The organism is Allobosea sp. 05T439 (assembly GCF_056396005.1).
This window is the reverse complement of the sequence record NZ_JBFTKP010000012.1, coordinates 91,300-111,520: the sequence shown is the minus strand read 5'-3', so window position 1 is coordinate 111,520 and position 20,221 is coordinate 91,300. Positions and strand designations below refer to the sequence as shown.

Sequence of the window (20,221 nt, the reverse complement as noted above, 5' to 3'; positions counted from 1 at the left end):
GAGGGAATCCGGCGGTCAGGGCGTCACGTAGGTTGCCCTGCCCTCGCCGCGCAGAACGGCCGCAAGCGCGCCAGTTTCGGCGATCGAGAAGACGACGATCGTCAGCCCGGCGTCGCGCGCCAGCGCAAAAGCAGCCGTATCCATCACCTTGAGATCATGCCTGATCGCCTCGGCATGGGTCAGGCTCTCATAGCGCTTGGCGTTCGGATCCTTCTTCCGATCGGCGGTGTAGACGCCATCGACCTGCGTCGCCTTCAGCAATTGCTGGCAGTCGAGCTCGGCCGCCCGAAGGGCAGCTCCGGTATCGGTGGTGAAATAGGGATTGCCCGTGCCGCCCCCGAGAATGACGACCTTGCCGTGGCTGAGATGGTCGAGCGCGCGCCGGCGAGCGTAGCTCTCGCAGAGCGAGGGCATGGGCACAGCCGACATGGCGCGGGCCGGGGCGCCGGCGATCTCGATGGCATGCTCTAGCGCAAGAGCGTTCATCACCGTGCCGAGCATGCCGATCGAATCGGCGCTTGGTCGGTCGAGGCCCTTGTTCAAGCCCTGGACGCCGCGAAAGAAATTGCCGCCGCCGACGACGATCGCAATCTCGACACCTTCATGCGCGGCCTTTGCGATATCGGCGGCGAGCGCAGTCAGCGTCGTACCGTCGAGGCCGGATCCGGCCTTCCCCGCAAGGGCTTCGCCGGAGAGCTTCACAAGAACGCGTTTGGGTCTCACCGGCTTTCTCCATGGACTGGGACGGCGCGATTCGGCACCAACATCGTCTTCTTACAAAAAAGGCCGCGCAGAGCGCGGCCTTTTTCAGATCCTATCAACCGGCTTCTCAGCCCGTCGTGCCACCAGCCGCAGCGACTTCGGCAGCGAAATCGGTCTCTTCCTTCTCGATGCCCTCGCCGAGCGCGAAGCGAGCAAAGCCCGTCAGCTTGACCGGAGCACCGACCTTGCCCTCGGCTTCCTTCAGCACCTGGGCGACGGACTTCGAGCCGTCATGGATATAGGCCTGCTCGAGCAGGCAGTATTCCTTGGCGTAGCTCTTCAAGCCGCTCTCGGTGATCTTCTCGAGCACGTTGGCGGGCTTGCCGGCATTCTTCTCGGCCAGGATCGCCTTCTCGCGCTCCAGGATCGCCGGATCGACCGAAGCGAGATCGAGCGCGACCGGATTGGTAGCGGCGACGTGCATGGCAAGCTGACGACCGAGGGCTGCGAGCTCCTCGCCCTTGCCGGTCGTCTCGAGACCGACGATGACGCCGATCTTCCCGAGACCATCGGCGACCGAGCCGTGGACGTAATGGCCAATGACGCCGGCGCTGACCTTGACCTCGGCGACGCGGCGCAGGGTCATGTTCTCGCCAATCGTGGCGATGGCATTGGCGATGGCGTCAGCGACGGTGCCGCCGCCCGGATAGTGATGGGCGAGCAGTGCCTCGACGTCGCCGCCGCGCTCCAGCGAGACGTCGGCGATCGTGCGGGCGAGCGCCTGGAACTCGAGGTTGCGCGCAACGAAGTCGGTCTCGGAATTGACCTCGGCAACGACACCGCGGTTCTCGGACACGGCCACGGCGACCAGGCCCTCGGCGGCAACGCGGCCGGCCTTCTTCGCGGCCTTGGCGAGGCCCTTGGTGCGCAACCAGTCGATGGCGGCCTCGATGTTGCCGTCGGTCGCGGCCAGCGCGGTCTTGCAATCCATCATGCCCGCGCCAGTCTTGTCGCGGAGTTCCTTCACCATGCCGGCGGTGATCGCAGCCATCTGTCGTTCCTTGCTGTCATGTGCCGGGCCTGCGCAACGACGCTGGCGGCCAACGGCACGGTCTTCGATTTCAGAGCGCGCCATAGCGCGAAGGGAAAACGCCGACGCTCCGTGACCGGCCGTCGGCGTGACTTCATTCATCTGCCGCGCATTGCTGCGCTGCCGAGGCGACGCGCCGATGACGCGCCGCCCTGAGTTTGCTCTCAGGCCTCGGCGAGATCGCGCGCCTGGGCAACCCAGCCGTCGCGCTCGATGCGACCACCGAGCTTCAGATCGGCATCAACCTTGACGACATCGGCCGGCGACATCGCAGCGATCTGCCAGAAGTGGAACAGGCCACCGTCATTGAGCTTCTGAACCAGCTCCGGACCCATGCCGGAGAGCTTCATGAAGTCGTCCGGCGCGCCGCGCGGCGCAGTAAGCAGCTCGAACACCGGGGCAGCGTCTGCGGCCGGCTCGATGATCGCCGTCTCAACGATCGGGGCCTCGGCAGCACCGAGATCGATGCCATGGTCGCCCGAGGCGCGCGAGATGCCGTCGATGGCCGAACGGGCGATCAGGTCGCAATAGAGCTGGATGGCGCGGCCGGCGTCGTCATTGGCAGGCACCGGGTAGGTGATGCCATCCGGATCCGAGTTCGAGTCGACAATGGCGGCGACCGGGATGCCGAGGCGCTGGGCCTCCTTGATCGCGAGCGCTTCCTTGTTGGTGTCGATCACGAAGATCATGTCGGGCGTGCCGCCCATGTCCTTGATGCCGCCGAGCGCCTTCTCGAGCTTGTCGCGCTCACGCGCCAGCATCAGGCGTTCCTTCTTGGTCAGGCCGGTGCTGCCGCCATTCAGGAGCTCGTCGACCTTGCGCAGGCGCTGGATCGAGGCCGAGATGGTCTTCCAGTTGGTCAGCATGCCGCCGAGCCAACGGGAGTTCACGTAGTACTGAGCCGACCTCTTGGCAGCGTCGGCGATCGAGTCCTGCGCCTGGCGCTTGGTGCCGACGAACAGGACGCGGCCGCCACGGGCCACGGTGTCGCTGACAGCCTGCAGGGCGCGCGAGAGCATCGGCACCGACTGCGACAGGTCGAGAATGTGGATGTTGTTGCKGGTGCCGTAGATATACGGCGACATCTTCGGGTTCCAGCGGTGAGCCTGGTGGCCGAAATGCGCGCCGGCTTCGAGCAGCTGGCGCATGGAAAAGTCTGGCAGAGCCATGATTCGATCGTCCTTCCGGTTGAGCCTCTGGGGTGCGAATGAACAAGGCATGGACTGCCACGTCACCGGAACGCCTCGGAAGTGAGGCGATGCTCCCCATGTGGGATGGCCTGCGCCTTACACGGGAAAGCGTGGCAACGCAAGGCTCGCACCTCACCAGGTCATCGGCGCCGTGGCTTCTTTTGCGCGCCATGCGCCCATGCCGCCTCGAGCGCTCCGGCAAGTTCAGCCAGGCCCAGCCTGGAGAGATCGGCTGTCGTCCAACCCCGCTTGCCCCAGGCATTTGGCACCGGGCTGAAGGCATCCGGCGCCATCATGCACCTGAATTCCTGCTCCTCGGGCGAGAAGCCGAAATTCGCGCTGCAACCGTCAGGAGCGAGAGTGACGTAGATTCGCGAGACCTTGAAGGCGACCCGGTCGAAGTGCGGAGCCTCGACCGTGCCGTCCAGAGCCAGCGCCAGACGGCGCAGATCATCTCCCGTCGGCATCGTCCTCACCTCCCAAGCCAGAACGAATTCAGCCGGAAGCCGGATTCGCCGGCCTCATCATGACCGGCGACCATAACCCGAGAGCGCGACCCCGGATGGCTATTTGGGCAGGGCTGCGCCCGCTTGCTTCACCACATCGCCAATCTGCTTGCAGTAGGTCGCGGCCGATGCATTCTGGGCCTTGGCTATGGCCTCGATGTCCTGAGTGACGCCCATCATGGCGATCGTCCCCTTCTTGCCCTGCGCTTCGGCGGCATCCCCGCCGCTCTTGTCGGCAGGAGCCGGGATCAGGCCGAGCATCTTCTTCTGGATCTCGACCACATCAGCTCCGATGTGACCCTTCTCGTTGCAGTAGGTCAGGATCCCAAGCTGATTGCGGCCCGATTGATAGACGACAGCGAGCTGGTCGGCCTGGCTCTGCGCCAAGGCCGGACCGGCAGAGAGAACGGAAACCAGTGCGCCAACTGCGCAAAAGGGCTTCAAAAGAAACGACATAACGGCTTTCCCTCAAGCAATGAAGATCGGATCGACGCGTACCCCGCTTCCCCAGGGTCGTGACTAACCTTGCGGGCAGGTCAAGACAATCGCGCGACTGTCATGGCAGGGTACACTCAACCGGAGGTCGCCCCGCAGCGCAGCATTCCCGATCGTCCCCTTTTGGCAAGGATCCGGACAGCCGCCCGCCTTGCGACGGCGCCGCTCGGGCGCCAGGCGTCACGCAGCTGTCAGGGTTTCCGACTCGCGAGCAGACATAGCCTGAGCGATCAGAGTGAAGTCATGAGCGCTGACGGCGACCAGCCCGAAGCGAAACAGATAGCCCCAGTTCAGCCGCCCGGATGTCAATTCCAGCCTGTCGAGCAGTGGCTTGATCGATGCCTCGGATGCGGCAAGCCAGGCGACATCGCGCCGGGACGGTCGAAGCCGCCCCCCATATCGGCGGGATAGGGCTCATCGCCGCAGACTCGGCCGATCGCGGTGAAGGCCTGCAGCCTCTCCCCGCCACCGAAGGTTTCAGTCGGCGAGTAGCAGGCGACGCCATCACCGGCTCGAATCCGACGCAAGGGCCCGGTCTTGCCATGGCAAACCTGCATGAAGCCTCCGGCCACCCCTAGCCGGACATGCTCGGCTGAAGCGACGGCGATCCAATAGCCGGTCATGCTCGCCTCCTCAGGCTTCGGTCGGAGAGAAAACACGCAGGCGATGGCCATCCGGGTCGGTCGCGACAAAGGTGCGGCCGAAATCGAGATCGACCGGCTCCTGAAGGATGGTGATGCCGCGTTCCTTCCACTCCTTATGGATCGCATCGACCTGATCGGCGTGACCGACAGGCATGCCCAGTTCTCCGCCGCCACCGGCCGCTTCCGCTCCCGGCTCGACCGTATGGCGCGACCAGAGCCCGAGCATGATGCCCGACTTCAGCGCAAACAATGCAAAGGTCGGAGAGGCTTCAACCGGTTCGGCTCCGAGCAGCGCACGATAGAACCGGCAGCTAGCAGTCGGGCTGTCGACGTAAAGGATGACGAAACTGGCGTTCTGCATCGGTCGTGTCTCCGGTTGGGCGATGAGGAGATCCTAGATGCAGATGCTGCCAATTTCCGGCAGTGTCGCTCACGATGGCGGCGGAACTCCCTCCCGCTCGCGCCACTCCTTCAGCAAGCCCTGGCGCCGGCGCGGATAGCGGATATCGAGCGGCTGAACCTGCGAGATGCGGTCGGTGCGGAAATGCCGGAAATCCTGCCGCAGTTCGCACCAGGCGACGACGACGCGGACATGGTCGAAAAAGCTCAAGGCGAACGGCCAGACGACCCTCTCGCTCGCCTGCCCGGCACCATCCCGGTAGAGGATCGAGAGCTTGCGCTCTGAACGGATCGCCTTGCGGATGGCCGAGAGATCGAAGCTCTCCGCCATGATCGCGGCACCGGGGCCGACCAACAGGGCGGACGCCTCGGCATCATCGCGCAGATCCCCCGGCAGGACGGCGAGGATCTTGGCCAGCGCATCGCGCGCAGCCAGGGCAAGGCGGCCATCAGCCCGGTCGGAAACCCAGCGCGAGCCGAGCACCAGTGCTTCGATCTCGTCCTCGGAGAACATCAGCGGCGGCAGCATGAAACCCGGCTTGAGAACATAGCCCAGTCCCGGCTCCCCCTCGATCGGCGCGCCTTGCGCCTGCAAGGTGACGATGTCGCGGTAGAGGGTGCGTATGCTGACACGGAGCTCGTCGGCGAGCCGCCGGCCGGAGACCGGGCGACGATGGCGCCGCAGCAGCTGGATCAGATCAAGCAGGCGTTGCGAGCGCGACATCTGCCTGCGTCACATTGGTAACTCCTGCGGGGCGAAGCGCCTCACCCCCAGCGCCGACATGTCGGACCAGGCCTTGGCCAGCGAGCCATTGAGATCAATGGCGCGGCAGGCCTCCTCGACAACAAAGGTCTCCAGCCCGCTCCGGGCAGCATCCTGCGCCGTCCAGTTGACGCAGAAATCCGTCGCGAGCCCGACAATGGCGACTCGCGAGATGCCGCGCTCCTTGAGATAGCCCCCCAATCCTGTGGGTGTCACACGGTCGGCCTCGAAGAAGCCGGAGTAGCTGTCGATCCCGGATCGATAGCCCTTGCGGATGATGGCTTGGGCATGCGGCAGGTCGAGGCCTGGATGAAACTCCGCGCCTCGCGTGCCCTGGACACAGTGATCAGGCCAAAGCACCTGCTCGCCATAGGCCATCGCCACACTCTCAAAATGCTTCCTGCCAGGATGGTGCGAGGCAAAGGAGGAGTGCCCCGCCGGATGCCAGTCCTGGGTCAGGACCACCGTTTCAAAGCGGAGACCGAGCGCGTTGACCAGAGGGATGATCTCGTCTCCGCCAGTAACGGCGAGACGGCCGCCCGGGCAGAAATCGTTCTGCACATCGACGACAATCAGCGCTGTCATGCTGCCCTCTCCGCCTCTCAGCGCAATTCGACGCTGACCACTCCCGGCGCCGCCCGTACCGCGTTGGCAATCTGCTGGTTGACCGGGTAGCGGCCCGGCAACTCGATCTCGACCTCCTGCGCGCCGTCATCGAGGATCATGATCACCGCAACCTTGCCCTCGGCGCGGGCGCCTTCGCGCGGGCGAATGCGCTCCGCAATGCTGCCCAGTGCCCTGTCGTCGCGCAAGTAGACCAGCAGATCCTGTTTCTGGCGAGCGGCCAGATCATCGAGCACCTCGACATCCTCGATGCGTGGTCGCACATCCTCGCCATCGAGTACCGCGCTGAGGCGCAACACCAGCGCCCGGCCCGGCTCCAGCAGATCGCGGTAACGCTGCAGTCCTTCCGAGAACAGGATCGCCTCGAACTGCCCGCTGGGGTCTGACAGGTTGACGATGCCCATCTTGTTGCCGGATTTGGTGCGCCGCTCCGACTTGTCGATGACCGAGACCGCAACTTTGGCGACGGAGGTTCCGTTTGCCCTGACCGTCTTGGCAAAATCGGCAAAGCGCTGAACGCGCAGCCGCTTCAACACATGTTCGTAATCGTCGAGCGGATGCCCCGACAGGAAGAAGCCGACAGCGTCATGTTCGCGCCGCAGCCGCTCTGCCGGCGCCCACGGCTCGGTCGGCGGGATGCGAAAGGCTTCCGCGACGGAGCCCCCACCAAAGAGCTCGGACTGGCCACCGGCAGCCGCCTCGCGCGTGCGGTTGGAGAGCGCCAGCATGCCGTCGATCGCCGCCATGGCACGTGCACGGTCCTTCTCCAGCGGATCGAGCGCACCAGCGGCGATCAGGGCCTCGATCGTGCGGCGATTGACGAGCTTGGTGTCGATGCGGCGCGCAAAATCGGCGAGATCGCGGAACGGCCCGTCCGAATTACGCGCCACGACGACGGATTCGACCGCCGTGCGCCCCACCCCCTTGATCGCGCCGAGCGCGTAGCGGATCGCGCCATCGGCCACGTCGAACTCGACGCCCGAGCGGTTGATCGACGGCGGCTCGACCGTGATGCCGAGGCGCTCGGCATCGCGCCGGAATTCCGAGAGCTTGTCGGTGTTGCCCATGTCGAGCGTCATCGACGCGGCGAGGAACTCGACTGGGAAGTTCGCCTTGAGATAGGCGGTCTGGAACGCGACGACGGCATAGGCGGCGGCATGGCTCTTGTTGAAGCCGTAGTCGGCGAATTTCGCGAGCAGGTCGAAGATCTCGGAGGCGATGCTCTTCGTCATGCCGCCTTCGACGGCGCCCTTCACGAAGCGGTCGCGCTGAGCGTCCATCTCCGCCTTGATCTTCTTACCCATGGCGCGACGCAGCAGATCGGCCTCACCGAGCGAATAGCCCGAGAGCGCCTGAGCCACCTGCATCACCTGTTCCTGGTAGACGATGATGCCATGCGTTTCGGCCAGGATCGGTTCCAGCTTCGGATGGAGATAGGTGGGATCCTCCAAGCCGAGCTTGCGGCGGCAATAGGTCGGGATGTTGTCCATCGGACCCGGCCGGTAGAGGGCGACGAGCGCGATCAGGTCCTCGATCCGGTCGGCCTTCATCTCGACCAGGGCCTTGCGCATGCCCGCCGATTCAACCTGGAACACGCCGACCGTCTCGCCGCGCGCCAGCATCTCGTAACTCTTCGGATCGTCGAAAGGCAGCTTGGCGAGGTCGATCTKGATGTCGCGCTGGGCAATCAGCGTGACGGCGGTCGTCAGCGTCGTCAGCGTCTTGAGGCCGAGGAAGTCGAACTTCACCAGGCCGGCCTGCTCGACCCATTTCATGTTGAACTGGGTCACGCGCATACCGGTACGCGGATCGACCGAGAGCGCGACGAGTTGCTCGAGCGGTCGATCGCCGATCACCACGCCTGCGGCGTGGGTCGAAGCGTGGCGGTGAAGCCCTTCCAGTTTCTGGGCAATTTCGAGCAGGCGGGCCACAACCGGCTCTTCGTCCGCAGCCGCCTGCAGCTTCGGCTCGCCAGCGATCGCCTCCGGCAGCGAGATCGGCTTCGCCGGGTTCTGCGGCACCAGCTTGGTCAGCTTGTCGACCTGGCCATAGGGCATTTCCAGCACGCGGCCGACGTCGCGCAGCACACCACGCGCCAGCAGCGTGCCGAAGGTGATGATCTGCGCAACGCGCTCCTCACCATAGCGCCGCTTGACGTAGTCGATCACCTCTTCGCGTCGGTTCTGGCAGAAGTCGATGTCGAAGTCCGGCATCGAGACGCGGTCGGGATTGAGGAAGCGCTCGAAAAGCAGGCCGAAGCGGAGCGGATCGACGTCCGTGATGGTCAGCGCATAGGCAACGAGCGAACCCGCGCCGGAGCCGCGTCCCGGCCCGACCGGGATGCCCTGGTCCTTCGCCCATTTGATGAAGTCCGAGACGATGAGAAAGTAGCCCGGGAACTTCATGCGGTTGATGATCGAAAGCTCGAAATCAAGCCGCGACTCGTATTCACCGACAGTATAGCCCGAAGCCGGGCCGTGCTTGGACAGCCGAGCCGCCAGACCGGCGCGCGCCTGGACCTCGAGCTCCTCTGCCTCGTCGCGCCCCTCCTCGCCGAAACGCGGCAGGATCGGCTTGCGTGTCGTGACGCGCCAGGTGCAGCGCATCGCGATCTCGACGGTCGCGGCCAGCGCCTCCGGCAGATCGGCGAAGCGGCGCTTCATCTCGGACCGGGTGACGAAGAAATGCCCTGGCGTCACGCGCCGGCGCTCGCCGTCGGAGACCAGCCGCCCTTCGGCTACCGCAAGCAGCGCATCATGCGCCTCGAAATCCCCGGCCTTGGCAAAGAAGGGCTCGTTGGTCGCGACGATGGCGAGTTCGGAATCATAGGCGAGCCTGAGCAGATGCGCCTCGACGGCAGCCTCGCCATCACGGCCATGGCGCTGGATCTCGACATAGAGCCTGTCGCCGAAGATTTCGGCGAGCTTTGCCAGGCGAGCGCCAGCCTGGGCTACCTGCCCGGCACGCAGCGCACTGTCGATCGGGCCGCCCGGCCCGCCGGTCAACGCGATCACGCCGTCATGATGTGCCGTCAGTTTCTCGAGCGACGAAATCGGCTGCCCGGCGCCGCCGCTTGCGAGACACGCTTCGGTGACGAGTTTCATCAGATTGCCGTAGCCCGCCTCGGACATGGCAAGCAGCACGATGTGCGGCACGGCCTGCGCCTGAACGGGCCGGCGGCCGCTATCCACCTCGTCGGCGAAATCGACCGAGAGCTGGACGCCCACGATGGGCTGGATGCCGCCACCAGCGAGCTTCTCGGAGAATTCGAGTGCGCCGAAGAGATTGTTGCTGTCGGTCAGGGCCAAAGCGGGCTGGCCGTCCGCAGTGGCTAGCTTGGCCAGCGTGCTGACCGTCATGGCCCCTTCGAGCAGGGAATAGCTCGAATGAACGTGGAGATGGACGAAACCCACCTCGGACAGAATGCGGGACCGGCCCTGCTCACGACTCATCGGGTCACCTCGTCCGCCCTTATGGAGCGGGCCGACCGGTCCAGTCGAGAGGCTTTCCGCCCGGCTGTGGATGGCTCAGACGCTAGGAGCGGCGAGCAGCGCCGCCCAGAGCCAGATCATCCCAAGGAAGAGGCCGAGCGAGGCAAGCTCCACCATTCCGACGACCAGCTTACGTGCTAAAACCATCTTGACCTCCAGATGTTCGCTATATGTCCATCATAATTCCTGTTTTGTTCTCGTCAATCGCGCAGCGTTAGTTCCATTCTGGACGTCTGGATGGAGGTTAATAACCCCTTGATGGTGGTGGAAGGCGATTAACCCTTCGRCGTAGGTCGCGTACGCTTTCCCGTCGGCGCATTCAGGCTCGTCCACGGCTGTCGGCGCCGCGGAATCTGCTAGAGAGCCGCATGGACCAAAGTTCAGATGCCTCCGGCGCTTCCGTCGCCAATCTCCGCTCAGAACCCGCCGAGGCGAACCAGCAGGACGAGCGCGCGTCAGCCTCCGGCAGCACGCGTAGCCCCGCGCTGGGCATCGTCCTGATGGCCATATCGATGCTGTTCATCCCGGGCGCGGATGCGATCGGCAAGTATCTCAGCGGAGCGCATTCCCCGGCCTTTCTAAGCTGGGCTCGTTATGTCGCGGCGCTCGGCTTCGTACTGCCTGTCGTGCTGTATGTGCAGGCGCGCGCGCCGGCGCCGCTGATTGGCCGCAACCAGATCCTGCCGCAGCTTCTGCGCACCGCCTTCCTCGTTGGCGCGATGACGCTCTATTTCACCGCAATCGCGCGCATTCCGCTTGCCGACGCTCTGGGTGCCTACTTCATCGCGCCGATCATCGCGACCCTGCTGGCCATGATTGTCCTGCGCGAGCGGCTTGATCGCCGAAAGCTGGCGGCCGTCATTCTAGGCTTCATCGGAGCCATGCTGATCGTGAGACCGGGCGCTGACGGCAGTTCCGGCACGCTGATCGCGCTGGCGTCGGGCGGACTGATGGCGTGCTACCTTGTGATGACCCGAGCGACCGCCCAGGGCAGCACACCGCTGTCGGCACTGACCATCCAGCTCGTCTTCGGCATCCTGTTGCTGACGCCTATCGTCCTGTTCCAGTGGACGGTGCCCAATCGCGAGGAGATTCTGCTGATCCTCCTGATGGGACTGCTTTCGGCCGTCAGCAACCTGCTCACGATCAGCGCCTTCAGAATGGCGCCGGTMTCGACGCTGTCGCCGCTCGTCTATCTCGAACTGCTTGGCGCGACCGCGCTGGGTTACGCGATGTTCGACGATCTGCCATCGACCGCGACCTGGATCGGCATTCTCGTGATCGTGATTGCCGGCCTTGCCGTCGTGGCGCCAGCTCGCGGAAAGCGCGGGCGCGCCCGGTAGTGCGCAACGGGAGAAGCCGTGCCCGCGCTAACGCAGCGGAACGACCAGCCCGTCCCGAATCGTCACCTGCCGGTCCATCCGCCGGGCGAGGTCGAGATTATGGGTCGCGATCAGGGCCGCGAGACCCGAAGCCCGGGCCAAGGCGACCAGCGTGTTGAAGACATGCAGCGAGGTGTGAGGGTCGAGATTGCCGGTCGGCTCGTCCGCGAGGAGCAGACGGGGCGCATTGGCGACCGCACGCCCAATCGCGACGCGCTGCTGCTCGCCACCGGAAAGCTCGCCCGGAAGATGGTCGAGCCGCTCGCCGAGCCCGAGAAAGGCGAGCAGTTCAGTMGCCCGCTCCTCGGCTTCCCGCTTCCGCAGGCCGCGAATGCGCTGCGGCAGCATGACGTTCTCGAGCGCCGTGAATTCAGGCAGCAGATGGTGGAACTGGTAGACAAAACCGATCTCGGTGCGGCGCAGCCGGGTGCGGCCCTTGTCGTCCAGCTTGCTGGTCGCGATTCCGCCGACGAAGACCTCGCCGCTATCGGGTTTCTCGAGCAGGCCGGCGACATGGAGGAGCGTCGATTTGCCGGTACCGCTCGGTGCAACAAGCGCGACAAGCTCGCCCGGCCACAGTGCGAAATCCGCCTTGCGCAGGATCTCGAGCGGAGCATCGGTCTGTGGGTAATAGCGCTCGATCTGGGAGAGGAAGAGCGCCGGTGTTTCGCGTTGCATGGCCACGGGTTCTTCTGCCTCAACCCATCCGCAGGGCTTGGACCGGGTCCAGCCGCGCGGCCTTCCAGGCCGGATACAGCGTCGCCAGCAGCGATAGGGCCAACGCCATCCCGACGACACTCGCCACTTCCCGCCAGTCGATCACGGAGGGAATGTCGCTCAGGAAGCGTACTGTCGGATCCCAGAGATTGGCCCCGGTGATCCAATTCAGGGTGGCCATGATCGACTTGATGTTGTTGGCGAAGAGAACGCCGAGGCCTAGCCCTGCCAATGTACCGAACACGCCGATGGCCGCCCCCGTGATCAGGAAGACGCGCAGCACAGTGCCGCGAGACGCGCCCATGGTGCGCATGATCGCGATGTCCTCGGTCTTGTCCTTCACCAGCATGATCAGGCCCGAGACGATGTTCAGCGCCGCCACCAGCACGATCAGGGTGAGAATGATGAACATGACGTTCCGCTCGACCTCGAGCGCGTTGAAGAAGGTACGGTTGCGCTGCCGCCAATCGGACAGCACAAGCGGCCGTGGCGCGTCGGCCTCGATCGCATCGCGCACGACCTGGGTCCGATCCGGATTGTCGATGAAGACCTCGATGACGTTCACATCGCCATCGCGGTTGAAATAGGCCTGCGCTTCTGCCAGCGGCATGAAGACAAACGAGGAATCGAACTCGGTCATGCCTATCTCGAATACCGCCTGGATCGGATAGGCCTTGATGCGCGGAGCGGTTCCGAACGGGGTCGAGGCTCCCTTCGGAGAAACGAGCGTGATCGTGTCGCCAGCGGTCAGCGAGAGCGCCGCGGCAAGCCGACTGCCAATGGCGACGCCGGCGGCGGCGTCGAAACCATCGAGCGTACCGCGCTTGATATTGTTGCCGATGAAGGGGATCGACTTCAGATCCGCCTCGGAAATGCCGCGCACCAGCACGCCGCCATTGGCGTATTGCGACGAAGCAAGCGCCTGGCCTTCCACCAAGGGGATTGCGAGCTTGATGCCGGGAACCTGCCGCAGCCGTGCCGCGACCGCTTCGTAGTCATCGAGCGGGCGATCAATCGGCGTCGCAAAGATGTGGCCGTTGACGCCGACGATCTTCTCCAGGAGTTCCTTCCGGAAGCCGTTCATCACCGACATCACGATGATCAGCGTGGCGACCCCGAGCAAAATGCCGAGGAACGAGAAGCCCGCGATGACCGAAACAAAGCCTTCGCGCCGACGCGTGCGCAGGTAGCGCCCGGCCAGCAGCCATTCGAAACCCGCAAAGGGGCGTGTGCCGGTGGGCTGCTCTGCTTCGGTCGACATCGACTCCACCGCCACGTTCATCGGCGCCTGCTCCGCTCCGCGATCATGCCGCTCCCACTCAAGCCGAGCGGCCCGGGAAGCGTTCCAGCGCAGCCGCGAGCGAGACGAGTTCGCGCTCTCCGCCGGCGCGGCGTTTGATTTCCACCTTGCCCTCAGCCAGGCCCTTAGGCCCGACGATGACCTGCCACGGTACGCCGATCAGGTCTGCCGTCGCGAACTTGGCGCCTGGCCGACCGTCTGTATCATCATAGAGCGTGTCATAGCCCTTGGCGGAGAGCGCTCTGTAGAGTTGCTCGCAGGCGCCGTCGGTCGCTGCGTCACCGATCTTCAGGTTCAGCACCGCGATGTCGAACGGTGCGATCTCGTCCGGCCAGACGATGCCGGCATCGTCGTGACCGGCCTCGATCAACGCTGCGACGAGACGGCTCGGGCCGATGCCATAAGAGCCCATATGCACCGGCACCTGCTGCCCGTCCGGCCCGGTCACCGTCGCGCCCATCGGCTCGGAATACTTCGTGCCGAAATAGAAGATATGCCCGACCTCGATACCGCGCGCCGACAGTTGCTGGCCGGCGGGAACCGCGTCGAATGCCGCCTTGTCGTGCATCTCCTCGGTCGCAGCGTAGAGGCTCGTCCATTTGTCGACGATGGCCTGCAATCCGTCGACGCTATCGAAGTCGGTGTMGACCTTCGGCGTCTCGAAGCTGAGATAGTCCTTGTGGCAGAATACCTCGCTCTCGCCGGTGGAAGCGAGGACGATGAACTCGTGGCTGAGGTCGCCACCGATCGGGCCCGTATCGGCACGCATCGGGATTGCCTTCAGCCCGAGCCGGGCGAAGGTCCTGAGATAGGCGGTGAACATGCGGTTATAGGCGTGCCGCGCGCCGGCCTGGTCGAGATCGAAGGAATAGGCGTCCTTCATCAGGAATTCGCGCCCACGCATCACGCCAAAGCGCGGCCTGACCTCATCCCGGAACTTCCACTGAATATGGTAGAGATTGAGGGGCAGGTCCTTGTAGGACTTCACATAGGACCGGAAGATGTCGGTGATCATCTCCTCGTTGGTCGGCCCGTACAGCATGTCGCGGTCGTGCCGGTCCTTGATGCGCAGCATCTCCTTGCCATAGGCGTCATACCGCCCGCTCTCGCGCCAGAGATCGGCCGACTGAATGGTCGGCATCAGAACCTCGATAGCGCCCGAACGATTCTGCTCCTCGCGCACCACCGCGTTGATCTTGTTGAGCACCCGCAGGCCGAGTGGCAGCCACGAGTAGATTCCTGCCGATTGCTGGCGGATCATACCGGCGCGCAGCATCAAGCGATGCGAGACGATCTCGGCTTCCTTGGGCGTRTCACGCAGGATCGGCAGGAAATAGCGGGAAAGGCGCATCGGAAAACTCGTTCGAGGGCAGTACGCGGCTCAGCGCGCAGCGAGTCATGTTGTCCCAGAGACACCATCGCCGCCGGCAAAATGCAAACGCAAATCCGCAGAATACGGAGGAAGATGCCAAACGATCGGCTCGGCTCTCGACTATCGCTAGGTCAGCGCTTCGGGAACTTCGCCTTGAGTTGGCCGCTGACCGCGGATGGCACGAAAGCCGAGACATCGCCCCCCATGGAGGCGATCTGCCGCACAAGCGTCGAAGTGATGTGGCGCGTCCTCGCGGAAGCCGGCAGAAACACGGTCTGCAACTCGGGCACCATGGCCTGGTTCATGCCGGAAAGCTGCATTTCGTAGTCGAAATCGGTGGCGTCACGCAGGCCGCGAATCATGATCGTCGCACCTGCCTCCCTGGCCGCCTGAACGGCGAGATAGTCGAAGGTCACGACTTCGATCGCGACTTTGGCAGCAGCAGCAATCGGGCTTGCAACCTCCCGCAGCAGATGAGCGCGCTCGTCTGCCGAGAAGATCGGGGCMTTGCCCGGGTGGACCCCAATAGCGAGCACCAGCCTGTCGCATAGCCGGCAAGCACCAGCGATCACATCGGCATGGCCATTGGTGATCGGGTCGAAGGATCCAGGATAGAAAGCGGTTCTGCTCATGGGACAGCGTTACCCTCGGGGCATCCTTGCGGCAAGCGCGGCAGCGAACCGGCTCTATCTGAACGACGTCGTCCCGGCATCCTGCTGCGGCACGGACTGCCAGGTCACGGACGGCTCGGTGCGACGATCGACCAGAAGCGCGCTCAGCGCACCGGCGCTGCCCAGGATCAGAGAGACGATCGCCAGGGCAGCTGCGGTCGTGGAGAAGCGCCGCTGAACCATATGCCGGGGGCTGAGATGCATCGGTTTCTCTTTGCGAATCATGGATATAGACGCAATCCCATGGCTGAAGGGCAGCTCCGGCGGAGCCGTGGCTGCTTCATGTCAAAAACATGATTGGTCTTTCGATCGCGTTAGCCCGCAGCGTTAACCATTGCTTGCCATGGCTCCAGGCCCTAAATCCGCGCCATGCTCACGCTCAACGATATCACCTACAGGCTCGGCGAACGGCTGCTCCTGGACCGGGCCAGTGCGGCCCTGCCGGACGGATCACGCGTCGGCCTCGTCGGTCGCAACGGCACCGGCAAGACCACGCTCTTCCGGATCATTACCGGCGATCTCTCGCCTGAGGGCGGTTCGGTCAGCGTGCCGAGGGGCATGCGGATCGGTGGCGTCGCCCAAGAAGCCCCCGGTGGCCCGGAATCGTTGATCGAGGTCGTGCTCGCAGCCGACACCGAGCGCGCGGCCCTGATGAAGGAAGCCGAAACCGCGACCGACCCGCTGCGCATCGCCGAGATCGAGACCCGGCTCGCCGATATCGGCGCGCATGCCGCCCCGGCCCGGGCAGCGACCGTCCTGCACGGGCTCGGCTTCGATGAGGCCGCGCAGCAACGCCCCTGCTCCGATTATTCGGGCGGCTGGCGCATGCGCGTTGCTCTCGCTGCCGTGCTCTTCGCCGAACCGGATCTGCTGCTGCTCGACGAGCCGACCAATTATCTCGATCTCGAAGGCACGCTCTGGCTCTACGACTATCTGGAGCGCTATCCGCACACCGTCCTGGTGGTGAGCCACGACCGCGAACTGCTCGACACCTGTGTCGATCACATCCTGCATCTCGATCAGGGCAAACTCACCATCTATCGCGGCGGCTATTCCTCGTTCGAACGCCAGCGTGCCGAGAAGCAGATGCTGCTCGCGAAGCAGCGCGAGAAGCAGGACGCCGAGCGTAAGCATCTCCAGGCCTTCGTCGATCGCTTCAAGGCCAAGGCCTCGAAGGCGCGCCAGGCGCAATCGCGCGTCAAGCGGCTGGAGAAGATGGAATCGATCGCGACCATCGTCGACCGTGACGTGCAGCCATTCAGCCTTCCGGGGCCGGAGCGGCCGCTCTCGCCACCCATGGTGGTGCTGGATGATGTCAGCGCCGGCTATGGCGAGCGCAAGGTGCTGTCGCGGCTCGACCTCACTTTGCTGCCGGACGATCGGATTGCGCTGCTTGGCTCGAACGGCAACGGCAAATCGACCTTCTGCAAGCTGATCGGCGGGCGGCTCCCACCCCTGTCAGGCGATCTGCGACGTTCGTCGAAGCTTCAGACCGCCTATTTCGCCCAKCATCAGCTCGACGAGCTGCGGATGGAGGAAACGCCGGTCGCGCATCTGCGCGACCTGATGCCTGATGCGCCGGAAGCCAAGGTGCGCTCGAAAGCGGCTCAGATCGGCTTTCCCGCCAGCAAGGCGGATACACCGGTCAAGAACCTGTCCGGCGGCGAAAAGGCGCGGCTGATGCTCGGAATCGCGGCCTTCGGTGGCCCGCATCTGCTCATCCTGGACGAACCGACGAACCATCTCGACATCGACAGTCGCACCGCCTTGGTCAAGGCTATCAACGACTATCCCGGCGCTGTCATCCTGGTCAGCCACGACCGCTTCCTGATCGAAGCCTGCGCTGACCGGCTCTGGCTCGTCGGCGACGGCACGGTGAAGAATTTTGACGGCGACATGGAGGATTATCGCGCCTTCGTCCTCGGAGGCGCCAAGGCAGCCCGTCGCGAGAAGCCCGCAGAGACGGCGAATACCAACAGCAAGGCCGAAGAACGCAAGGGCGCAGCCGTCAAGCGTGTGGCCCAAGGGCCGCTGCGTCAGAAGCTCAACCTGGCCGAGGCACGGATCGCCAAGCTGACCGGATTGATCGAGAAGGTCGATGGCGTGCTAGGCAACGGTGCAGCATTCGCCCGCGATCCGGAAAAAGCCCTGCAGCTCTCGCGCCAGCGTGCGGAATTGTCGGAGGCACTGACGGCCGCGGAGGAAGAATGGCTCGGACTGAGCGAGGAACTCGAGAACGCCTGAAGCGGCCCAGACGATAGGCTCGGGCGAAATCCGAACTATCGTCCGATGCGTAGATCATCCGATCGGATMGCGTATCCGGTCCGATGATCTAAGCTCCTGTGGTGGAATCGGCTTGCTCGAACACCGCAATCCACTGTTCGGGCCGATGCTTCAGCCCTCCCCTTGTCCCGGCTTTACGATTCGGCTGAGGCGGTTGTCGGTGAACATATAGATCTCGCGGCCGCCGGGCTCGGAATAGAGCACCTGCACCTCGCGCTGGCCCTTGCCGCTCTCACCGATGAGGACATCGGTCGGCCGGCCCCCCTTCAATTTCACGAGTTCGCATTCGGTCACGCCCAGCGCGATCTCCCTTGGCAGTGGACGCGTCGACGGATCGAGCGAAACCTCCGCCTCGCAACCGCCATCGGCGGTCAGCATGGCTTCCTGAGTGGATGCGCGGGCTGAAGCGCTGCTGGTTCGCGTACCGCTGGAATCCTGAGTGAAGGAGAAACCGCCAATATCGACGGAACATCCGCCCAGAGCCACAGCGCACACGAACAGAACAGGCACTCTCACGCTTTTTTCTCCCAGCGACCGGTTTCGTCCTGCTGCCAGTAGCTGGCCGTCGCGCCTGTGGCGCGAACTGCCTTCCAATCCTCGCGCGCAGCCGCAAGCGCGTCGGGGTCGTCGCCGTCGAAGATGAGGACGACGCGCTCGTAGTCCTGCAATGCGTCGGGAATACGGATGCCGTCAGCGCAGATTCTAACCTGGGCCGCGTTGGGATTATGGGCCTGTGTCGTCAGCACGACCGGATTGGTCGGTGCATCCGGCTCGCTCGCCATGACATGCGGCAGGAAGCTGTCATCCGCGTAGGTCCACAGATGATCGTCCAGCACGCTCGCCCGCTCGGAACTGGAGACCTCGATGACCACCTTCTGGCCGCGCGACAGCGCCCGATCGAGGATGGTCGGGAGAACCTGCTCCAGCGGACGCGACTGAAGATGGAAGAACAGGACTTCCGTCATGAAAGCCCTTTCTTATCAGAGCATTGCGAAACAATGTTTCGAGTGAATCAGGACTCGTAATGATTCGCGACGAGCCGGTCGAGGAGGCGCACGCCCCAGCCCGAGCCCCAGGAGCGATTGGTCTCGCTGTTTGGCGAGCCCATGCCGGTGCCGGCGATGTCGAGATGCGCCCAGGGCGTTTCATTGACATGCCGCTGCAGGAACTGCGCAGCAGTGATCGAACCGCCATAACGCCCGGCCGAGTTCTTCATGTCCGCGAACTTTGAATCGATCATCTTGTCGTAGGCTGCGCCAAGCGGCATGCGCCAGACGGTTTCGCCGGTGGCCTTGCCAGCGACTGCCAGTCGCTCGCACAACTCGTCATCATTCGAGAACAGCCCGGCATTCTCCTGCGCGAGCGCTACCAAAATCGCTCCTGTCAGGGTTGCCAGGTTGATCATGAAGCGCGGCTTGTACTTGTCCTGCGTGTACCAGAGCACATCGGCGAGGACGAGCCGCCCCTCTGCGTCGGTATTGATGATCTCGATGGTCTGCCCTGAAAGCGAGGTGACGATGTCACCGGGGCGTTGGGCGTTGCCATCCGGCATGTTCTCGACCAGCCCAATCACGCCAATCGCATTGACCTTGGCCTTGCGCGCTGCGAGCGCATGCATCAGTCCGGTGACGCAGGCGGCTCCGGCCATGTCCCCCTTCATGTCCTCCATCCCGGCGCCCGGCTTCAGCGAGATGCCGCCAGTGTCGAACGTGACGCCCTTGCCGACGAAGGCGACGGGCCGAACTCCGGGTTTGGCGCCATTCCAGCGCATGACGACGACGCGGCTCTCCCGGCGCGACCCCTGGCCAACGCCAAGCAAGGCCCGCATGCCGATCTTCTTGAGTTGCTTCTCATCGAGAATCTCGACCTCGACACCAAGCTTCTCAAGTTTGGCGGCGCGTTCGGCGAATTCTTCGGGATAGAGCACATTCGGCGGCTCGTTCACGAGATCGCGAGCAATCTCGACGCCGCCGGCGACAGCTTCGCAGGCCTTGAGGGCCTTCTTGAGAGCGGCAGGGTCGGGGGTGCGCAGCGTCACGGTGATCGGATCGGCATCGTCGGCTTCGCGGGTCTTGGTTTTGTAACGGTCGAAGACATAGGCCCGGAGCCGCAACCCGAGAGCGACCGCGGCTGCTTGCTCGGCACTGATTTCAACGTCAGGCAGAGCGATGATCACATCGGCCGAGCGGCCACTGCCAAGCTTGCCCGCAACAGCCCCGCCAAGCTTGGCGAAATCGAGCTTATCGTGATCTGCATCAGGTCCGACCCCGATGACGACCAGCCGCTCATACCCGGCCCCGTCCGGCGCCAGCAACGTCATCCCGGAAAACACCTTGCCCTTGAACTTGTCGGCTGCCGCAGCCCTGGCGAGCAGTGCATKAGCGCCCTCTCCGAGCCAATCCTCGGCAAGCTTCGCCGGGGTCAGCTTGTCCGACACGAAAATGACGAGGTCCTGCCCGCCGATGGTGTTCAGGGCTTTGACCTCAAGCTTCAGGCGCTGCGACATAAGCTGCTCACAATTGGCGGGAATAGGGCTCTTCAGGAAGGTCGTGAACATGATGCGAACGATTCCCGTTTGCGCMATGATCGTGG

Annotated in this window: 20 protein-coding genes; 2 read left to right on the top strand and 18 right to left on the bottom strand. The window is 64.1% G+C overall.

Annotated elements, in window-relative coordinates:
* Positions 1–15: 15 nt before the first annotated feature.
* From pyrH to dnaE, 10 genes are all read right to left on the bottom strand, one after another.
* Complete coding sequence (pyrH, locus tag AC1DIO_RS16120; RefSeq protein ID WP_476853684.1) at positions 16–723, bottom strand: UMP kinase; 708 nt, start codon at positions 721–723, stop codon at positions 16–18.
* Positions 724–829: 106 nt separating this feature from the next.
* Positions 830–1,753, bottom strand: coding sequence for a translation elongation factor Ts (tsf, locus tag AC1DIO_RS16115; RefSeq protein WP_113518499.1), 924 nt, complete (start codon positions 1,751–1,753; stop codon positions 830–832).
* Positions 1,754–1,956: 203 nt separating this feature from the next.
* On the bottom strand, positions 1,957–2,961 hold the full coding sequence (locus AC1DIO_RS16110) for a 30S ribosomal protein S2 (RefSeq protein ID WP_476853683.1): 1,005 nt from the start codon (positions 2,959–2,961) through the stop codon (positions 1,957–1,959).
* 161 nt (positions 2,962–3,122) lie between these two features.
* Positions 3,123–3,449, bottom strand: a complete 327-nt coding sequence (locus tag AC1DIO_RS16105) for an MmcQ/YjbR family DNA-binding protein (protein WP_441491827.1) — start codon at positions 3,447–3,449, stop codon at positions 3,123–3,125.
* A gap of 99 nt (positions 3,450–3,548) precedes the next feature.
* The gene (locus tag AC1DIO_RS16100) at positions 3,549–3,944 is read right to left on the bottom strand and encodes a pore-forming ESAT-6 family protein (protein WP_441491828.1); all 396 of its coding nucleotides are present in this window, start codon (positions 3,942–3,944) and stop codon (positions 3,549–3,551) included.
* A 344-nt stretch (positions 3,945–4,288) separates the two neighbouring features.
* On the bottom strand, positions 4,289–4,606 hold the full coding sequence (locus AC1DIO_RS16095) for an EVE domain-containing protein (protein WP_441505534.1): 318 nt from the start codon (positions 4,604–4,606) through the stop codon (positions 4,289–4,291).
* A gap of 10 nt (positions 4,607–4,616) precedes the next feature.
* Positions 4,617–4,988 (bottom strand): VOC family protein, encoded by a 372-nt coding sequence (locus AC1DIO_RS16090; protein ID WP_441491830.1) that lies wholly within the window; start codon positions 4,986–4,988, stop codon positions 4,617–4,619.
* 69 nt (positions 4,989–5,057) lie between these two features.
* Positions 5,058–5,750, bottom strand: coding sequence for a helix-turn-helix transcriptional regulator (locus AC1DIO_RS16085; protein ID WP_441505533.1), 693 nt, complete (start codon positions 5,748–5,750; stop codon positions 5,058–5,060).
* A gap of 9 nt (positions 5,751–5,759) precedes the next feature.
* A complete protein-coding gene (gene pncA, locus AC1DIO_RS16080; RefSeq protein WP_441505532.1) occupies positions 5,760–6,374 on the bottom strand; it encodes a bifunctional nicotinamidase/pyrazinamidase in 615 nt (204 codons plus the stop codon).
* Positions 6,375–6,391: 17 nt separating this feature from the next.
* Entirely contained in the window at positions 6,392–9,865 is a 3,474-nt protein-coding gene (gene dnaE, locus AC1DIO_RS16075) for a DNA polymerase III subunit alpha (protein WP_476853682.1), read from the bottom strand.
* Between the two features lie 407 nt (positions 9,866–10,272).
* Between dnaE and AC1DIO_RS16070 the strand changes: the two genes are divergently transcribed.
* A complete protein-coding gene (locus AC1DIO_RS16070) occupies positions 10,273–11,247 on the top strand; it encodes a DMT family transporter (protein ID WP_441491833.1) in 975 nt (324 codons plus the stop codon).
* Between the two features lie 27 nt (positions 11,248–11,274).
* On the opposite strand, the gene AC1DIO_RS16065 is transcribed toward AC1DIO_RS16070, so the two are convergent.
* The 5 genes from AC1DIO_RS16065 to AC1DIO_RS16045 form a co-directional block, all read right to left on the bottom strand.
* On the bottom strand, positions 11,275–11,964 hold the full coding sequence (locus tag AC1DIO_RS16065) for an ABC transporter ATP-binding protein (protein ID WP_069880703.1): 690 nt from the start codon (positions 11,962–11,964) through the stop codon (positions 11,275–11,277).
* Between the two features lie 19 nt (positions 11,965–11,983).
* Positions 11,984–13,285 (bottom strand): lipoprotein-releasing ABC transporter permease subunit, encoded by a 1,302-nt coding sequence (locus tag AC1DIO_RS16060; RefSeq protein WP_476775410.1) that lies wholly within the window; start codon positions 13,283–13,285, stop codon positions 11,984–11,986.
* Positions 13,286–13,322: 37 nt separating this feature from the next.
* Positions 13,323–14,654, bottom strand: coding sequence for a proline--tRNA ligase (proS, locus tag AC1DIO_RS16055; RefSeq protein WP_476853681.1), 1,332 nt, complete (start codon positions 14,652–14,654; stop codon positions 13,323–13,325).
* A gap of 152 nt (positions 14,655–14,806) precedes the next feature.
* Positions 14,807–15,307, bottom strand: coding sequence for a pantetheine-phosphate adenylyltransferase (coaD, locus tag AC1DIO_RS16050; RefSeq protein WP_476853680.1), 501 nt, complete (start codon positions 15,305–15,307; stop codon positions 14,807–14,809).
* 54 nt (positions 15,308–15,361) lie between these two features.
* Positions 15,362–15,550 carry a hypothetical protein gene (locus AC1DIO_RS16045; protein ID WP_441505527.1) on the bottom strand — a complete coding sequence of 63 codons (189 nt, stop codon included), beginning with the start codon at positions 15,548–15,550 and terminating at the stop codon, positions 15,362–15,364.
* A 165-nt stretch (positions 15,551–15,715) separates the two neighbouring features.
* On the opposite strand from AC1DIO_RS16045, the gene AC1DIO_RS16040 reads away from it, so the two are divergent.
* Complete coding sequence (locus AC1DIO_RS16040; protein WP_476853679.1) at positions 15,716–17,590, top strand: ABC-F family ATP-binding cassette domain-containing protein; 1,875 nt, start codon at positions 15,716–15,718, stop codon at positions 17,588–17,590.
* Between the two features lie 150 nt (positions 17,591–17,740).
* On the opposite strand, the gene AC1DIO_RS16035 is transcribed toward AC1DIO_RS16040, so the two are convergent.
* The 3 genes from AC1DIO_RS16035 to AC1DIO_RS16025 all read right to left on the bottom strand — a co-directional run bounded on the left by AC1DIO_RS16035 (position 17,741) and on the right by AC1DIO_RS16025 (position 20,135).
* Positions 17,741–18,007 carry a hypothetical protein gene (locus tag AC1DIO_RS16035; protein ID WP_441505526.1) on the bottom strand — a complete coding sequence of 89 codons (267 nt, stop codon included), beginning with the start codon at positions 18,005–18,007 and terminating at the stop codon, positions 17,741–17,743.
* 134 nt (positions 18,008–18,141) lie between these two features.
* Positions 18,142–18,594 carry a DNA polymerase III subunit chi gene (locus AC1DIO_RS16030; RefSeq protein ID WP_441505525.1) on the bottom strand — a complete coding sequence of 151 codons (453 nt, stop codon included), beginning with the start codon at positions 18,592–18,594 and terminating at the stop codon, positions 18,142–18,144.
* A 47-nt stretch (positions 18,595–18,641) separates the two neighbouring features.
* Complete coding sequence (locus AC1DIO_RS16025; protein ID WP_476853708.1) at positions 18,642–20,135, bottom strand: leucyl aminopeptidase; 1,494 nt, start codon at positions 20,133–20,135, stop codon at positions 18,642–18,644.
* Positions 20,136–20,221 lie beyond the last annotated feature (86 nt).

What these genes read in the sequence shown, in the direction of transcription:
- tsf (WP_113518499.1), bottom strand. Translation starts at nt 1,753, where the DNA reads ATGGCTGCGATCACCGCCGGCATGGTGAAGGAACTCCGCGACAAGACT.
- AC1DIO_RS16105 (WP_441491827.1), bottom strand. Translation starts at nt 3,449, where the DNA reads ATGCCGACGGGAGATGATCTGCGCCGTCTGGCGCTGGCTCTGGACGGC.
- AC1DIO_RS16100 (WP_441491828.1), bottom strand. Translation starts at nt 3,944, where the DNA reads ATGTCGTTTCTTTTGAAGCCCTTTTGCGCAGTTGGCGCACTGGTTTCC.
- AC1DIO_RS16095 (WP_441505534.1), bottom strand. Translation starts at nt 4,606, where the DNA reads ATGACCGGCTATTGGATCGCCGTCGCTTCAGCCGAGCATGTCCGGCTA.
- AC1DIO_RS16090 (WP_441491830.1), bottom strand. Translation starts at nt 4,988, where the DNA reads ATGCAGAACGCCAGTTTCGTCATCCTTTACGTCGACAGCCCGACTGCT.
- AC1DIO_RS16085 (WP_441505533.1), bottom strand. Translation starts at nt 5,750, where the DNA reads ATGTCGCGCTCGCAACGCCTGCTTGATCTGATCCAGCTGCTGCGGCGC.
- pncA (WP_441505532.1), bottom strand. Translation starts at nt 6,374, where the DNA reads ATGACAGCGCTGATTGTCGTCGATGTGCAGAACGATTTCTGCCCGGGC.
- AC1DIO_RS16060 (WP_476775410.1), bottom strand. Translation starts at nt 13,285, where the DNA reads ATGAACGTGGCGGTGGAGTCGATGTCGACCGAAGCAGAGCAGCCCACC.
- AC1DIO_RS16045 (WP_441505527.1), bottom strand. Translation starts at nt 15,550, where the DNA reads ATGCATCTCAGCCCCCGGCATATGGTTCAGCGGCGCTTCTCCACGACC.
- AC1DIO_RS16035 (WP_441505526.1), bottom strand. Translation starts at nt 18,007, where the DNA reads ATGCTGACCGCCGATGGCGGTTGCGAGGCGGAGGTTTCGCTCGATCCG.
- AC1DIO_RS16030 (WP_441505525.1), bottom strand. Translation starts at nt 18,594, where the DNA reads ATGACGGAAGTCCTGTTCTTCCATCTTCAGTCGCGTCCGCTGGAGCAG.